Origin of the sequence: Occallatibacter savannae (assembly GCF_003131205.1) — a bacterium.
GTDB classification, from domain to species: Bacteria; Acidobacteriota; Terriglobia; order Terriglobales; family Acidobacteriaceae; genus Telmatobacter; species Telmatobacter savannae.
Window position 1 is genome coordinate 409,836 of the sequence record NZ_QFFY01000004.1, and the last position, 15,735, is coordinate 425,570.

16 protein-coding genes are annotated in these 15,735 nt (G+C 54.4%); 11 read left to right on the forward strand and 5 right to left on the reverse strand.

Annotation, left to right across the window (positions count from 1 at the left end):
* Window positions 1-565: 565 nt before the first annotated feature.
* The 3 genes from DHV10_RS16715 (at window position 566) to DHV10_RS16725 (ending at window position 4,847) form a co-directional block, all read left to right on the forward strand.
* Complete coding sequence (locus DHV10_RS16715) at window positions 566-2,305, forward strand: TonB-dependent receptor plug domain-containing protein (protein WP_239461821.1); 1,740 nt, start codon at window positions 566-568, stop codon at window positions 2,303-2,305.
* A gap of 234 nt (window positions 2,306-2,539) precedes the next feature.
* Window positions 2,540-3,070, forward strand: a complete 531-nt coding sequence (locus DHV10_RS16720) for a nuclear transport factor 2 family protein (RefSeq protein WP_109487512.1) — start codon at window positions 2,540-2,542, stop codon at window positions 3,068-3,070.
* 559 nt (window positions 3,071-3,629) lie between these two features.
* A complete protein-coding gene (locus DHV10_RS16725; protein WP_162601609.1) occupies window positions 3,630-4,847 on the forward strand; it encodes a right-handed parallel beta-helix repeat-containing protein in 1,218 nt (405 codons plus the stop codon).
* Between the two features lie 245 nt (window positions 4,848-5,092).
* Here the strand turns inward: DHV10_RS16725 and DHV10_RS16730 are convergent, their stop codons facing one another.
* On the reverse strand, window positions 5,093-5,434 hold the full coding sequence (locus DHV10_RS16730; protein ID WP_109487514.1) for a YncE family protein: 342 nt from the start codon (window positions 5,432-5,434) through the stop codon (window positions 5,093-5,095).
* Window positions 5,434-6,156 (reverse strand): YncE family protein, encoded by a 723-nt coding sequence (locus DHV10_RS16735; protein WP_162601610.1) that lies wholly within the window; start codon window positions 6,154-6,156, stop codon window positions 5,434-5,436. Before DHV10_RS16735 ends, DHV10_RS16730 begins: the two co-directional genes overlap by 1 nt.
* A 220-nt stretch (window positions 6,157-6,376) precedes the next feature.
* Here DHV10_RS16735 and DHV10_RS16740 point away from each other — a divergent pair, with 220 nt between their 5' ends.
* The 5 genes from DHV10_RS16740 to DHV10_RS16760 all read left to right on the forward strand — a co-directional run bounded on the left by DHV10_RS16740 (window position 6,377) and on the right by DHV10_RS16760 (window position 9,398).
* Window positions 6,377-6,808: a DUF1801 domain-containing protein gene (locus DHV10_RS16740; protein ID WP_162601611.1), complete on the forward strand. Its 432-nt coding sequence runs from the start codon at window positions 6,377-6,379 to the stop codon at window positions 6,806-6,808.
* 349 nt (window positions 6,809-7,157) lie between these two features.
* A complete protein-coding gene (locus DHV10_RS28325; protein WP_162601612.1) occupies window positions 7,158-7,436 on the forward strand; it encodes a hypothetical protein in 279 nt (92 codons plus the stop codon).
* Between the two features lie 204 nt (window positions 7,437-7,640).
* Window positions 7,641-8,087, forward strand: coding sequence for a response regulator (locus DHV10_RS16750; RefSeq protein WP_109487518.1), 447 nt, complete (start codon window positions 7,641-7,643; stop codon window positions 8,085-8,087).
* 135 nt (window positions 8,088-8,222) lie between these two features.
* A complete protein-coding gene (locus DHV10_RS16755; protein ID WP_109487519.1) occupies window positions 8,223-8,804 on the forward strand; it encodes a response regulator in 582 nt (193 codons plus the stop codon).
* Between the two features lie 333 nt (window positions 8,805-9,137).
* Window positions 9,138-9,398 (forward strand): zinc-ribbon domain containing protein, encoded by a 261-nt coding sequence (locus DHV10_RS16760; protein ID WP_239461872.1) that lies wholly within the window; start codon window positions 9,138-9,140, stop codon window positions 9,396-9,398.
* Between the two features lie 806 nt (window positions 9,399-10,204).
* On the opposite strand, the gene DHV10_RS16770 is transcribed toward DHV10_RS16760, so the two are convergent.
* Entirely contained in the window at window positions 10,205-10,393 is a 189-nt protein-coding gene (locus DHV10_RS16770) for a hypothetical protein (protein WP_109487521.1), read from the reverse strand.
* 383 nt (window positions 10,394-10,776) lie between these two features.
* On the opposite strand from DHV10_RS16770, the gene DHV10_RS16780 reads away from it, so the two are divergent.
* Both DHV10_RS16780 and DHV10_RS28330 read left to right on the forward strand, forming a co-directional pair.
* A complete protein-coding gene (locus tag DHV10_RS16780) occupies window positions 10,777-11,151 on the forward strand; it encodes a hypothetical protein (protein ID WP_162601614.1) in 375 nt (124 codons plus the stop codon).
* A gap of 291 nt (window positions 11,152-11,442) precedes the next feature.
* Complete coding sequence (locus tag DHV10_RS28330) at window positions 11,443-11,736, forward strand: zinc-ribbon domain containing protein (RefSeq protein ID WP_109487524.1); 294 nt, start codon at window positions 11,443-11,445, stop codon at window positions 11,734-11,736.
* A gap of 3 nt (window positions 11,737-11,739) precedes the next feature.
* Here the strand turns inward: DHV10_RS28330 and DHV10_RS16790 are convergent, their stop codons facing one another.
* Window positions 11,740-11,976, reverse strand: a complete 237-nt coding sequence (locus DHV10_RS16790) for a hypothetical protein (RefSeq protein WP_162601615.1) — start codon at window positions 11,974-11,976, stop codon at window positions 11,740-11,742.
* Between the two features lie 297 nt (window positions 11,977-12,273).
* The gene (locus DHV10_RS16795; RefSeq protein ID WP_109487526.1) at window positions 12,274-13,206 is read right to left on the reverse strand and encodes a retropepsin-like aspartic protease; all 933 of its coding nucleotides are present in this window, start codon (window positions 13,204-13,206) and stop codon (window positions 12,274-12,276) included.
* Between the two features lie 209 nt (window positions 13,207-13,415).
* Here DHV10_RS16795 and DHV10_RS16805 point away from each other — a divergent pair, with 209 nt between their 5' ends.
* On the forward strand, window positions 13,416-15,557 hold the full coding sequence (locus DHV10_RS16805) for a winged helix-turn-helix domain-containing protein (protein WP_109487527.1): 2,142 nt from the start codon (window positions 13,416-13,418) through the stop codon (window positions 15,555-15,557).
* Window positions 15,558-15,735 lie beyond the last annotated feature (178 nt).

The following is a 15,735-nucleotide window of genomic DNA, read 5'->3' on the forward strand; positions in this document are numbered from 1 at the left end:
GTTGGGTGCGTCTAGGGAAACGGAGGTCATCAAATTACTCATGCTTACGATTACAATCGCCTAGAGCGCGTTCTTCCACTGAATTCGACTGATGAGGTAAAACTGAAGAGTGAAGTCACTCTTCCCCCTGTTGTTAGCATTTGTGTCCATCGCAGCACGGGGCCAGGCAAATCGCGGTGAATTGCGGTTCACCATCTCCGACCCCTCTGGGGCTGGGCTCCGCTCTAAGATCCAATTGGTTTCGCAGTCCACTCACTTTTATGAGTCTCGCGAGACGGACGTCACCGGGCATCTGACGTTTGCGAACGTACCCTTTGGTACATACGTGGTCTCCGTCGAACGAAGCGGGTTCGCCTCATACCAGACGAGGATCGACGTTCATTCAACCGTACCTGAAGTACGGCGAGTGCAGCTGTCTCTAGAAGGCGTGAAGAGCGAAGTCACGGTCAGAGAACAGAACACGCTAATTGATCTTCATTCCACTTCGGGTAGCAGCCCTATTGGCTCTGAGCAGATCCAACAGAGGCTCTCCTCATTACCTGGTAGATCTGTCCAGGATCTTGTGGTGTCTCAACCGGGTTGGCTTTACGAAGGCAACGCCGTTCTCCATCCGCGCGGATCGGAATATCAGACACAGTTCGTGATCGATGGCATTCCTTTGACTGACAACCGATCACCCAGTTTTGGACCTGAGATCGGGGCCGATGATCTGGAGTCGATCAGCGTCTACACGGCAGGTTTTCCGGCGGAATACGGTAGGAAGATGGGCGGTGTGGTGGAACTAAACACACGACGCCAGACAGATCCAGGGCCACACGGCGAGTTCGTATTGTCGGGCGGCAGCTACGATACGATGTCGGGCTATGGAAGGCTGCAGGAGACTCGGGCGCACGACTCCGTCTCGGTTTCGGCATCCGGTTCGCGCACGGACCATTACCTTAACCCGGTTGTGCCTCACAACTTCAACAACACGGGTACAAGTGCGGGTCTTGCTGCAAGCTACGAACGCGATCTCAATCGAAGAGATCGACTGGAAGTCAGTGTTCGCCGCCAGATCTCGCGTTATCGAATCCCGAATGAGCTCATACAGCAGCAGGCTGGCCAGGTACAGAACGGTGGGACTTTCGAGACTCTCGGATCAATCCATTTTCAGCATGTTGCATCTCCCGATAGCCTCATCCTCTTGTCTGGAATGCTGCGCAGCAATTCAAAGAGGCTGGAGTCCAATCGCAATCCCACTCCGATCGCAGCGTTTCTGAACAACAAGTTCACGGAAGGATACTTCAAAGCGACGTACTCTGTTCATCATGGACGTCACCTGTTTAAAGCCGGTCTGGAATCCGATGTATCGTTTCTACGCGAGAGCTTCCGCTATTCGATCACGAATCCCGAACAGTTTGAACCAGGAACCGCACCAGAGCTGAGTTTTGCCGACGCGAGACCGGATCTCGAACAATCAGCCTTTATAGAAGACCTTGCACGATTAGGGAATTGGACTGCCAGCCTGGGGCTGCGCTGGGATCACTATCAGCTCCTTCTCAACAGGTATGCTCTGAGTCCCCGGATCACCATAGGACGCGGCTTCCCCGGACAAAATCTCGTGCTTCACGCGTCGTACGATCGCGTTTTCCAAACTCCCTCATTTGAAAATATTCTGCTCTCGAGTTCTTCGGCGATCAGTTCGATCAACGATGAATTTCTGAGACTGCCAGTTCAGCCGTCAACCGGCGATGATTTCGAAGTTGGGCTGACCAAGGGGTTCTTGAATCACATGCGTCTTGATCTCGCAACATACCGGAGACATGCTCGCAATTCAGCCGATGACGATCAACTTCTTAATACGGGTATCAGCTATCCAATCGCTTTCGATCGGAGCATAGTGTACGGAGCCGAAGGGAAGCTCCAGGTGATTTCAGCGGGTCCTCTGAGCGGATTCGTGAGTTATTCCTATATGGTCGCCATGGAATGGTTCCCGGTGACAGGAGGGTTGTTTCTGGGGCAAGATACGCAGAACGCCGCCTCCGAGGTCACCGGTCATTTTCCAGCCACCCAGGACCAGCGAAACACGGTGGCCACGCGCTGCGAATCGCGAGTCACCTCGCGTTTGCGACTTGCTGCAGGAGCAAGCTTCGGCTCCGGTTTGCCATTCGAGTACGGCGGCACTCGTGATGAAGCAATGGGAAGTCATAGGTCGTCTCAACTTCACTCGCGGTCGCATCCTGCCCCAGTTCGCACTGAGCACCTCGTTAAGTGCAGAGTTTTATCACCGCGGCCATTTCCAGTCCAATCTGCACGTCGATGCTGAAGACCTAAACAACAGGCTCAACGTTCTGGATTTTGGAGGGCTGTTCTCCGGCAACGCCATCGCACCCCAACGATCGGTTTTTGTCCGCTGGGATAATCGGTTTTAGAGAGTACGGCTGTATTGTCGGCAATTTGGAACCAATCGCAAAATCGGTTTGGTTCCGAGTTGCCGGTGATTCGAGAGCATTGTCGGAATTATTCGGCTCGAATCGCGTATTCCCTATAAGGAGGGACTGTGTTTCGGAAACTTGCCTTTGCTGCTCTCCTGTGTCTACCCGCACTCACCGTGAAGGCCCAAGCTGCAATCAACGACGAAGTCGGCGTTCGCCAGTTCATTGATCGGTGGAACGCCGCCTACACCGGGCTGAATGCCAAAGATCTCGCAGCCCTCGAAACCGCAGACTACGAGATGATCGATCGCTTCGGCCATTGGATCAAGAGCGAGGGGCCTCAGTTCAACGAGAATCTCTGGCGCGTCGCGTTCACCGAAATCTACAAAGGCAAACCTGGCCCAGCCCGCGAGATCGAGAGCATCCGGTTCCTCTCGCGCAACATCGCCATCGTGCAGGCCCGTGCAAACCATGCCGATGGAGTGACGCTCGATGACGGGTCGAAGATCCCACCCTTCTGGGAAATAAACACTTACACGCTGGTAAAGACTGATGTCGGCTGGCGCGTTCTCCTGCTGAACATCCACAACCAGATCGGACCGGAATTAGAGGGTCAGGGGCAGAAGGTGCCTACCATTACCAATCAACCAAAGTAGATCGAATAACACCGAGACAGAACGCGGCTTCGACTTGCACCTTGAGTCGGAGCGCAATCTGTGTGACCGTCCCAATTCCCCGAGTCCGAGCATTTCAGCAGAGAGAGCACAGGGGCTATCTGGGTCGTCTGCGCAGCCCCGAGAGAGCAGACCGAACAAAAAACGAGGTATGAAGCAAGCAAGATCTAGAGCCTTTCCGCTCCCTCCCGGTGCTAACTGGCGTATGGTCGCCTACTCGGACGCTATAAAGAATTGCCAGTTCCGGAGAGGCCGGAACCCGATCATCGCTCTTCAACTTCGCCGTATCCAGACTCGCTCGACTGTGGTGCCCCGCCGCCGGTTGAGTTTTGACTTGACTGCCCTTGACCTGAGCGGAACAATGAGGTCCCTGAGCACGAAAACAAAGACTGGAGGCCTAATGTCACGCACAAGTTTCAGGATCATTGCCTTCTCCGCCTGCGCCGTTTTGATGGCATCTTGTTGTCAAAGCGCGATCGCCAAGAATCTCTGTGTCAACCACTCCGGATCAGACGGCTGCTACTCGTCAATCAGCTCAGCGGTGGCAGCAGCTTCCGCGTGGGATGTCATCAACGTCTGGCCTGGCACTTACAAAGAAGCGGTAGTCATCGGAATGCCGCTTTCGCTCATCGGATCGGGCGCAAACTCAACCATCATCGACGCCATTGGTCTCCCCAACGGCATCTTCGTAGATGGGTTCGATAACGTTGGTCTCGCCCATGTCATCGTTTCCGGCTTCAACGTCAAGAACGCGAACTATGAAGGCGTTCTGGTTGTGAGTGCTTCCGATGTGACAATCCGCAACAACAACATCAATAACAACGATAAGACTCCTTCTAAGTTCACCGGCGCGCCCGAGGGTTGCCCCGGACAGCCTGCGTTTGAGCTCGATGAAACCGGCGATTGTGGTGGTGGCCTTCACCTGATCGGCGTCTCGGAATCCATAGTCTCCGACAACATCATCACGCTGAACGACGACGGAATTCTGATCAGCGACGAGTCCGCCGCGAGCCACGACATCGTCGTCACACGCAATAAAGTTGTGAACAATCCGGGGGAATGCGGCATCGTAATCGCGTCACATCCGCCCGTTGGCGCGATTGGATCGAAGCATCATGGCAACCACCACATCACGGTCAGCGAGAACGACGTGGAGAACAACGGCGTGATGGTGGGAGGCGCTGGGGTTGGCCTGTTCTCTGACGGCAACGGAGAAGGGCGCGCATCGCAAAACGTTGTGATCCACAACCGCTTGATCGGCAACGGGTTGGGTGGAGTTGCCCTGCATTCGCATGTCGGGCCGCATTTCGGACTTCCGGCTGACAACATGGATGGTAATCAGATCATCGGCAACTACATCGCGAAAAATCTTGCGGACCTAGACGACACTGCGACCGGCGGAAAAGTGGGAATCAACATCAACAGCGGCGGTGGTGGAACCCCTGTTCGGGGCACCCTCATCACCGGCAACACCATCACCGATGAGGACATCGATGTTGCGGTCAACACGCCTGCGCTTGTCAAGATACATCAGAACAACCTGCTTGGCGGAAAAGAAGGAGTGGCTAACGTCTGCAGCCTCGACCCGCCCGCTCCGTGCAAAGGCGGAGCCGTTGCAACCGAAAACTTCTGGGGCTGCTCGAGCGGTCCCGGAGCAAAAGGATGTTCGACTGCGAATGACGCAACCATAGTTACAACTCCCTGGCTGCGTAGACCGGTTGGCGACGATGATCAGGATCAGAAAGAGCGAGACAACTAGATCACCGACAGGGCGGTTTGAATAAGGAGCCAGCGGCACTGAGCAGCCGCTGGCTCGTTCTTTTCAGGGTGTAGTCGGCATTTCGGAACCAATCCAAGATCCGATAGGGTCAGAGTAGCCGGTGATTCGACCCCGACGCGGCCTTGGTACAGATTAGTCAGGCAACTGGGTGTTGTGCGATTCAGGCGGGCGCCTCGGATCACCCTTATGAGTGGCAGGACTTGGATGGGAGGCCGTCAGTCGGCTCACTGTCCATAGATCATGAGCGTGAAAGTACCGGGCTTCATTTCGGGCCAGGGATGAGGATTCTTGGGAGTGGGCGCGGGTGGAGGCCCGAACTCGGCACTTACGGTATAGATTTTGTGATTAGCGGTGTCGAGCGCCATGGTTCGTGCACCTTTCATCGTCGAAATGGTTTGTACTACGGTGAACTTGTCTGGTGCGTCTTCATGCGCGACGGTGATCGTTCCGTCGCCTAAGGAAGCAAAGGCAAGTCCCGTCCCAGGATCAAAGCGATTGGCGTCGACTCCCTTGCCGATCGGAACAGTTCCGGCTACTTTACCAGTTGCATAATTCCAAAACTCCATCAGCCCATTGTGGCAGCCAATGATGAGAAGCGAATGGGCTCTATCGATCGCCTGACCGGAAGGGTTTTGGCAGGGCGCCAAAGACCAACTATGCATGACTGCAAAGTTTTGGCGTCGATTTCGCGCAACTCACTCTTGTCTTCGATGTTCACGTAAATGTGGCCTTGGCCGTCTGCCTGAGCAGTCTCAGGCTTGCCTCCGAGCGGTACTTCTCCCACAACCACGCCCTTCAAAGCGTCGATCGCGGTGGCGTCGTTTCCTTTGCCGCCATTGAAAGTGAACACCCGCTTGGAAATCGGCTCGTATTCTATGTCATCTGTATCCCGATTCGGGATTTTCACGTCACCAATCACTTTCAGAGCCACAGGATCGAAGATCGTTACTGAACCGCCGCCTCCGTTGCTGGTAAACGCACGTTGAAGATCGGGCGCCAGCGCGACCGCATGCGCTTCGTTCAGCTTGCCCACGTCGAGCTTTCCAACCACGTCTCCATCGGAATCGAGCATCATGACGTAGCCACCTCGCCCAATGAAGATGTGGTGCGTCCCTGGATCCACTGTGAAGTAGTCCCATCCTCCTTCGCCTCCAAGGGCGACTCTTTTGATCAGATGATATGGAGGAACGGAGTAATTCTGAGTCCAGACTTCGGAAGAAACACTGAAGGCAGCAATGATCAATACGGCAATCAAACCTAGCTGGTGGGGAAACCGATCGGTCCTCATGGTTGCATACCTCCCTGCGAATGCGATCAGGCAATGTTACAGGCGGCGGCCTTAAGCTTGCCTGAAATGCTTGGTGAGGCCGAAAGAATGGATCTGAAATTGTTTGTCGCCAACTCCAAGCCAAAATCCGTTAGGTTCCGAGTTGCCGGTAATTCGTCCAGAACCGTCGTGGTACCCTGCATGCACTATGAAACGCCGGCAGCGTGCAGCGGAATCTTCGATGAAGCTCAACGAAGCTGTCCTGACAAAGGCGACTGAGCCAGAGGAAGTCGATGCTTTTATGCGAACGCTCACGCATCCACTAGCTAACGTTGTCGAAGCATTGCGAAGGATCATCTTGAGCGCAGACCGTGAGATTGGCGAAGAAATCAAGTGGAACGCACCGGCGTTTTTCTTCTCTGGAGAGATGAAACCCTTCAATCCCAAGGAGCACAAGCGGCACGTAGTGGTCTTCAACCTGCACCAAAAGGATTGTGTTCGTCTGGTATTCCTCAGCGGAGCGCGCGTTGACGACAAGTCTGGCTTGCTGGAAGGTGACTACACAGACGGGAGAAGGCTGGCACTGTTCCACAACACAGAAGAGGTGAAATCAAAGAGGACGGCTCTGCTATCAGTCATCAGAAAATGGATTGATACTCTCGACAAGAACTGATGATTCAGAAGCCCCAAAATTCCGGCTTTCGCGGTTTCAGTCATGAGTGGTCAGTGCCAACTTGCAAGCTAAAGCAAGGAAATGTAGGTTCCGAGTTACGCTGAAAATGGGCTTCCCGCAGGCATTTTCGACGGAGTAGCCGGTTATCGGACGAATACATTCATAGTGGGAGATAGTCGGCTGCGTGAACTTCGTGAGATGGTTCTTTTCTCCGCGCTCGAAAAATGACTGGAAGTCATGGAACTCTCTTTTCCTGACCCTTCCATTGGTCTTCGGCTTAGTTGTGGTTTTGCCCAGTGCCCATCGAGAACATTTAATCGCAGCCCGACAAGAGTCGACGATAGGTGTCGTGACCGCCTACGAGCCGTCAAATCACAACCAGTGCAGCTATACATTCGCCGTTCTGGGGAAGCGGTATACAGGTGAAAGCTCCTCGCCGAACTTGCCCATGACTATCGGGCAGCAGGTGACGGTCTATTTCGATCGAGATGCGCCGATGACAAACTCGCTCACCGACTACGAGGCTGCTAGCCGCAACAACGTAGGATTTTCTCGGTTCCTAATCGTAGGCATCATTGTGATCATCGCTTCCATCTTGTACGCTAAGCGCCGCGCGATCAGGCATTAGGAGCCCGAAATTGATGCTCGAATCGCGAAGTTGATGTGTCGTCGCTACTCGGACCCTAAAAGGCGAAGGATCGTCAAAGGTCCGAGTTGGCGGTGATTCGCTCAGAACCCTTGATCAGTTAAGACGCGTTTGAGGGCTGTAGTCAATGACGCCGGACAGATTGGTGATCGAGGGATACGCTGAAGCCCAACTGGTCGCATCTTAATGGACATAGCGTTGTTACCATCGACGCTGTCCCATTCCGTGCGAAGCGGAAGGAGCCATTTGCTTGCAGCGTCTTCCAAGCCGAAGAAAACGGTACTAGTCGTCGACGATCACGACATCATAGCGAATACGTTGGTCATGGTGCTGTCAGCAGAAGGCTTTCATGCTGTAGCCGCATACAGTGCTCAGCATGCGCTGTGTCTCCTAGAGTCTGAGCCGTTGGATCTTCTGCTCAGTGACGTGATGATGCCGGGAATGACAGGAATCGAGTTAGCGATCGATTGCACGAGACGGCAACTTGTGCGCAAGGTTCTCCTGATGTCGGGTGTGTCCTCTACAGCGGATCTACTAGGGAACGCCAGGAAGCTTGGCTACAGCTTCGAGGTTCTTGCGAAACCCATCTACCCGACCGATGTCATTGAGAGGATTCACGCGCTACTCTCTTAGGGTGACAGTGCCTCAGAAATCCTTGATTCGGCAGCTTGAGGCAGCAGAACGCAGCTAGGACAAACCCGTGGTAAATCAGACCGTTACGCCGGGTTATATTACAATGACGGAACAGTATTCACCGGAGCAGTACAGATGGGCCAACAAGGGTTCAAGCTAAGAATTCTATTTGTGGATGATGATGCAGGACTCCGGGAGAGTTCTGCTCTGATCTTGAGAACCTTTGGTCACGATGTGCGAACGGCTGAAGATGGCTTTCAAGCACTCGTGGAACTCCGGTCCGTTCTGCCGGATCTGATCGTCTCGGACTTGCGAATGCCCGGAATGAGCGGGTTCGAGTTGCTGTCAATCGTCCGACAGCGATTCCCGCATATTCCTGTCATAGCCATCAGTGGAGAGTTCTTCGGTACAGGAATCACGGCTCCGCTTGCGGATGCCTTCCTGTTGAAGGGTGCGTACAAGCCGCCAGAACTTGCGTCGAAGATTGAAGAACTGATTGGACTCTCTCCGCTGAGGCCGCATCTCCCAAAGCCGGCTAGGGCTCCGGTCTGGATTCCGATCAACGGCAAGGACTACGTGGTATTAACTTGTCCAGACTGCCTTCGCTCATTCTCCGAACCGCGTTCAGAGTCGGAGAAAGTATTGGAAGCGAATTGTCCTGCCTGCATGACCAAGATGCGCTACATCCTCGACGCTATTTCCGATAGTCATCACTGAGAGTTCAGACGCCGCATAGCCCACGGCAGTAGCGATTATCGAATCGCACATCACACGGGAAGCGACTCACTGATTATTCAGCACACAAGGGTTTTGCCTAGTTACGAAGAACGTTTGTGATCAATACACTCCCTCTCAGACCAAAGCCTTCTGGGCTAGTTCCTCCGCCAGCCGAAACAGCTCACGGCTGGCGTCATTTTTTCAAGAGAGGTTCCTCAAATGAAAACTGTTGACGCGTTCGCTCCTGAAGCTCAGACTGATCGCACCTACCAACAATCCCAGTCGAGCGAACCCAGCCCCGAGGCCAAGAAGATGGACTTCGTTGATCGTGATATGAAATGCACTCAGTGCGGAGCAGAATTCGTCTTCTCAGCAGGAGAACAAGAGTTCTTCCGCGCAAAGGGCTTCACTCACCAGCCGAAGACTTGTAGACTTTGCCGGTCGAAGAAGACGCAGAGTCATGCGAGGGCTGACATCCCAGTGAAGTGCGCTGACTGCGGAACAGCTACTACTGTGCCGTTCACGCCCCGCCACCATCGTCCTGTCTACTGTCGAGCTTGCTTCAGTGAACACCGATCTCTGCAGACAGTTTGACCTTGTTATGCAGCGCCCCCTGAGCGAACACATTGCTCATCTGGAGCAGAAGATAGAGGCATACAGGGCTGCGGTGAGTGATCCAGAACGCAGCGAAGTCGAAAGGGCGGACCTTTGTCTGGATCTGGATATGGCGTTACGTGCATTGGCTCACTATCGAAAGGCGTTCGACCTAGAGCAGCGACTCTCGACGAGATAAAACTTTTCGTTTGCAAACAGAATCCCACTCTGATGGATGGCCTGTCAGGTTTACGAGGAATTACTTCTTGAGTGGAAATGGCTGGTCTTTCACGATCCAGGGACCAGCAGCGGGACTGACACTCCGACTGTGCGAGTCTTCTGGCTAATTGATGAGCATCGAAAGAGGTGTAAAGCTTGCCGAGAGGACGAGATTAAACAATGTCTCTTCCCGCCTTCCGACGCGCCACACACCTAAAGCGGAAGAGATGCCCGAATGAGCGCATTCACAATTGCTCGGAGCAAGTCACATCGTGCGCTGCTCCCATTACCAGCGTTCTTAACTTTGTGATAGCAGGCTTGACCCGGTCTAAGTGCTGAGACAGAATCCTTTCGTGGCATCACGGGGCCAGTACCTTTTCGCCCCGCATAGACGCTTGTCTTCGGCCCAAGACGAGCGTGGCTCGCTACTGTCCGTAGTACCCGAATTGTCATAGCTGACGCGGGCAGTAGCGGGACCAAAAGGCTTGCACCTGATGACTGAAGAAAAGCTAATGCTTACAGGGAGCGATCACAGCGTTTATGGCTGAGCAGACGTAGATTCTGGTCAGAAGTGAGGTCTTCTGCTGTCAGTCGGGAAGTTCGCGCTCAAGATCGTATGCCTTGCGGTACAGATCCAGAGCGCGTTCTGCGATGTGAAGGTCAATCTGAATCTTTAGTCTCTCGTGAACGGACAAAGCGTCATTCTTCAACGCCTGCCGCAGGGCCTTCACCTTGCCCTGCAGCTTACAGATATGTTCGGCCAGCGTTCTCTCCATGACAGTAAAGAAAAAATGGGAATACCTATCACGAAGGAGAGACGATTCCGATCCGGCAAGTGTTGTCTAGTGGATGCAGGAAAACCCTGCGACCACTGGAATGATTGCGGGACGAAGGAGACCTGTTCACCTACCTAAGACGTTTGCGTTCGCTCGCTGGACGGGAACTCCTGGAGCGATGAATGCCGGGGCCTCGGAGCAGCAGACATTCTCTCGTAAATGTCCGCGCTGAGGCTCGGGCGCTCTAGCGTGTGCTTGGAGCAATGATGGCATAGATGCCAGAAGAACCTTCAGCAAGCGTTTCGTCGCGGCACACCTCACAACTCGCTCGGTGCTCGACCGCCTGCCAGTATGCGCCGACTGCGGCTTGATCTGAGTGTGCGATGGTGATCACGATCATCCACTCGGTAACAAGACGCCTATACGCAATGCAGACCATCACCGATGCGCTCCGCTTCGACTTCGCTTTGACCGTCGTCTACGAGCCTTGGTGGCCAGACGAGTTCCCAGCCGACAAGAGCCATCGCACATCCCAAAAATCGCTTCATGCTCCAAAGAACGGCCGCGAGGACTGCGAAGAACGGAACGACGATTACAACCGAAAAGCTTTTAGGGGCCCGCTTCATTGCACACACGAGATCACATTCGTGAAAGTGATGTCAATGAAATCTGAATGGATCGGCTATCGTCGTTTCCGCCATCCGCAGATCCCTCGATGGAACTGGGGTTTCGTTGAGTTGCCTGCCATAGTCCGATGATTCCTGCCAGACTGGCCAAAGCAAAAGGAACCTCGAAGAAGTTAACCCCAGCCGAGCCCTGGCGAGAGCGGCTGAGGCTTTTTCTTTTGCTTCGGAGTGCATCACATTACCTGGCTCTCAGTTGCGAGAGCACGGCTCTTGGACACAAGCCCTAGGAGCCCCTGTCAGGGCCTCGGTTCAGTTGATCCCGAGATCCGAACCTTAGAGGCCCTGACGCAAAACACCTTGACGCTAAATCTACCACCGAGCAAACTGGTCTCATCTCCACTGGTCCAGTGGAAGCCGAGTGTAATGGTCTCTGAACAAGAACAGCTCAAGAACGTCGAAGTGGAGTGCCGAGCATGTGGTTCCTCCTTTGTCTTCTCGAAAGAAGAGCAGGAATTCTATCGCATGAAGGGCTTCACTCACGTTCCCAAAACATGTCCGAGTTGCAGGTCGAAACACAGGCAGAAGCCGATCCGCACCGACTGGCATGTTATGTGCGCCGATTGCGGAGAGAAGACGACAATTCCCTTCGTTCCGACGAAGAAGCAAGCAGTTTACTGCTGGGCTTGCTTCACCAAACGAAGAAGTCCTCCAGCTTAATCTCTAGCTATTCGGCCTTCTATCCTCGTTCGAGTGCTTCAGCGTGCGATGTTCGATGAACTCCATCGACATCCACATGATGATCTCGCCCGAGTCCCTCAAGTTGGCTGGCACATCAGGCATCTTCTCCCCGCACAGCGAGCACCACGCTGAAACGGGCTTCATCTCTGGGTCATACTTGAGCTTCAGCTCGCCTGCTTTGATCAGACGGTCGTCAAATCCGTCACTATCGGTAACCACGCTGCACTCCTGTGTGGGGAAAAAGGGGAAGTGGGGAAGATTGTGCGTCTTCCCCTTCAGGACCGTCAATTGTGAATTGGTAAGGTGAGCTTAGGGCATGCACGAGCAACGTGGTGTGATTTGCGTCACTCCACTCTGCACAGTCTTCGACGCACTTCATCAGTGGTTTGCCGCGTACCGAGCGTGTGGTCGGCCACTCGGACCCTAACGGCGAAAATCCGGCAAAGTTCCGGGTTGCCGGTGATTCGCCCAGAACTCAGATTGCGCTACCTCCGGGCAGTAACTCATTAGTGCTTATCATCTCAGATCAAAAGCGATGAACTGCTTCGAATGGCTGATGTAAATGCGCCCAAAGAGCACAGTAGCCAGCACCCCATCCTCTTCGTGATCTGAACTGTTCGCCGCTGCACTGGATGGAGTGACAAAGGGCACTCCGCGAACTGTTCGACTGCCGAGCTTCATATCTTGAGGGGGGAGTAGGGCAAACGGCGGCCGTGCTTCTCCTCCTTCGGTTCCTGGACGAATCGCTCTCTTGAGGAGAGATTTCTCCAGGTCCTTGTTGCCGGCAAAGAGGATGGGGCCGTCGCTCCCGGAGTCGATCTGAAGCAGGATCGGCCGCGCTCCGGTGTCAGAGAGTCTCACCGAAATCACGAGGCGTTCTGAAAAGGGCACGTCAGGGTCGGCGTGGTTGGATGGAACGAATGGAATGCGCTCCCAGCGAAGATCCTTCTCTATCGCTCCCGCCTGGTCGAAACATAGCAAGTTACGCCGGTAGTCGATGAGCAGATCGAAGTGTCCGATGAAGTTCTCACCGAGCACACCGCGAATGCCTGGGTCAGCCGATTGAAGCATCCCGAGATCCTGAACGGCAGCGAGAGGGTGCTGAATTGCGTATGGGCCTGCCTGCAGCGAATCGATGACTGCCACCGATGCCTCTTTGACGCTCGCAGCGGTGACTAGTCCGACGTGGGCTTGTGGTTGGAGATGCAGCTGGTCGGCAAGCAGAGGATCGAGGACATTGAGTTGGCTGCCGGTGTCAACCATGAAGTCGTACGGTCCGGAGCCGTTGACCGTCACCGGAATCACGAGCAGCGCGCCCGCGATCAGACGCGGATGTAGGTCAGGGAGGCCCGCCGGGCAATGGGCTTCTGCGTGGCTGAAGGTGCAAGTGAAGGAGAGTAGGGCAGCAAGAACGATCTGTAGAGATGGGCGGATCGCTGTGAACTTCATGTCGGCCTCCGCTCGCGGGTTGCGAGCCGAGGCGACATTGGCGGCTATATCTAGCTACCTCAATCGATCAGGGGTAAAATGCGTGTCAAAGATGTATTGAAAAGATGTTGATTGCCATAACTGCAGGGCATTGTTGCAGTTGAGAGATTGACGCCAGGACTGCCGCAGTTCAGCAAAGACTGGCGTGAGACCACAAGAAGGCTTCCCCGATGGCTGAAACTGAGTCACCGCCCCGGCTTATACGGTTCGGCGCATTCGAAGCCGATCTGCAAACAGGCGAACTGCGCAAGGATGGAGATCGGCTGAAGTTCGGCGGACAGCCGTTTCAAGTGCTGGCTATCCTGCTGGAGCGCCCGGGTGAGGTCGTGACGAGGGAAGAGCTGCAAAAGCGGCTTTGGCCGGACACCTTCGTTGAGGTCGACCGCAATCTCAATACAGCCGTTAACAAAATACGAGAGATCCTGAGCGACTCGGCCGACAGCCCGCGATTTGTCGAGACTTTGCCGCGGCGCGGCTATCGGTTTATTGGGAAACTGGACTTGCCGGCGTCCGAATCTACGAGCCCTATACATAGTTCCGAGACACGTCGCTACAAAGTGTTAAAACGTTGCATCTGGGTGCTGGCGATTGGCGTCGCTGTGGCCTCGATCTTTTTTGGATACCAACGCCTATCTATTCAGCCACCTCTCGCTGAGCAATTACTGAGCGCAGTTCCCTTCACAACGCTGCCGGGCAAGGAAGTCTCTCCGGCACTTTCTCCGGAAGGATCTAGAATCGCGTTCGCGTGGAATGGTGAGTCACCGTCCCGCAAGCAAGGATTCGACCTGTATGTCAAAGCGATTGGCAGCGAAACACAACTCCGTCTCACACGAAATCCAGCTGAATGGATCAGTACGGCCTGGTCTCCAGATGGAACACAGGTCGTATTCCACCGCATTGCGGGCCAAGATACCGGGATCTACGTAGTCCCTGCACTTGGCGGTCCAGAACGAAAGTTGCGCTCGACTCAGATTCATTCTGCGCAATTCAGTTCAGTTAGCTGGTCTTCAGATGGCAGATGGATCGCGTTCAATGATTTCTTGCCCGGAGAGGACAACGCGAAAATCTTTCTGATCTCTACCGTGACGTATGAGACCCGGCAACTTGAAACTGTTCCTGGGTGCCTTTATCAGAGCCAACCTACATTTTCCCACACAGGAGAAAGCATCGCGTTTTGGTGTTCTCGAAGCGGAGATCAATTCGACCTTATTTCCATGAACCGTTCGGACGGTAAACCACTCAAGGTGCTATCCCTTGTCGGCCTGCAGAACGGGATGGTTTGGTCAGCCGATGATAAGCGACTCATCTATTCCGTTGGGTTTGGTCTGCCGTCGAACGAGCTTGGTGAAGTGACAATTGCCACCGGCTCAACCAAGCGACTTGCCTTAGCCGGAGAGGTTGAACAGCCGACAATCTCATCCAGCGGGGACAAACTCGCCTTCACCTCATATGCAGAAGGCACAAGCATTTGGCGCACGGACCTACAGAACCTTCAACTTCCAGCCGTGGAACTTGCCCCCTCGACGCAGAGCCAGGATAAGTCACAGTTTTCCCCGGATGGAAAGCGCATAGCATTCGAATCTGAGCGGTCCGGAGGGCTGACCGTGTGGGTCAGCCGTACCGATGGCGGGGATTTGTTTCAGATATCCGACGTACATTCCGGCAGTGGCAGTCCGGCGTGGTCGCCCGATGGAACAGCGATAGCTTTTGATTCCCGTCCGACAGATCACTTCGGGAAACCCGTTGATCGCTGGGGGATATACGTGGTGTCGCCCATCGAAGGGAACCCGAGAAGACTCATGACAAACATCTCTGGCACGATTCGACCTCACTGGTCCCATGACGGGAGGTGGGTCTATTTCAGATCCTACGAAGTTGGCCGATCTGGCATTTATCGTTGCCCAGCGTCCGGTGGAGATGCGGTTGTCCTTTCCAGAGACCCCGAGGCCTTCGCGCCCCAGGAATCGCTCGACGGGACCACAGTCTATTTCGTCAGTCACGAAATCAATTCAGTGTTGAAGAAAATTCCGCTAATCCCACGGCCTGGCGCAGAATCGGAGGTTGGTGGGGTACCTCGTCTCCGCGACTCAACCATGTGGGCCCTGGCCCGGGGTGGCATCTACTTCGTTGCAGCAGACGCCCCCAGATCGATACGCTACTTCGATTTCGCCAGTAAGGAAGTCCGTCACGTCTTTGACCTCGATAAGGATTTTGGGAAGGGCCTCTCTGTTTCGCAGGACGGTCGTTGGATCATGTACTCCCTCGTCGGCGACGTAAACAGTGACATCATGCTCGTCGATCATTTCCGATGACCGCTCAAGAAAACTAACAAGATCGGGCCGGACTCAGGCACAAACGGAATTTGGTTCCTCAGCGATCCTGCACGGAACGAACAAACTGTAGAAGGTCCTTCGGCTTCTCGGGACCCTAGCCAAGAAATGGTCAACTTCCGAGTTGCCGGTCATCCAGGCCCTACTCGCAAAATGCGCA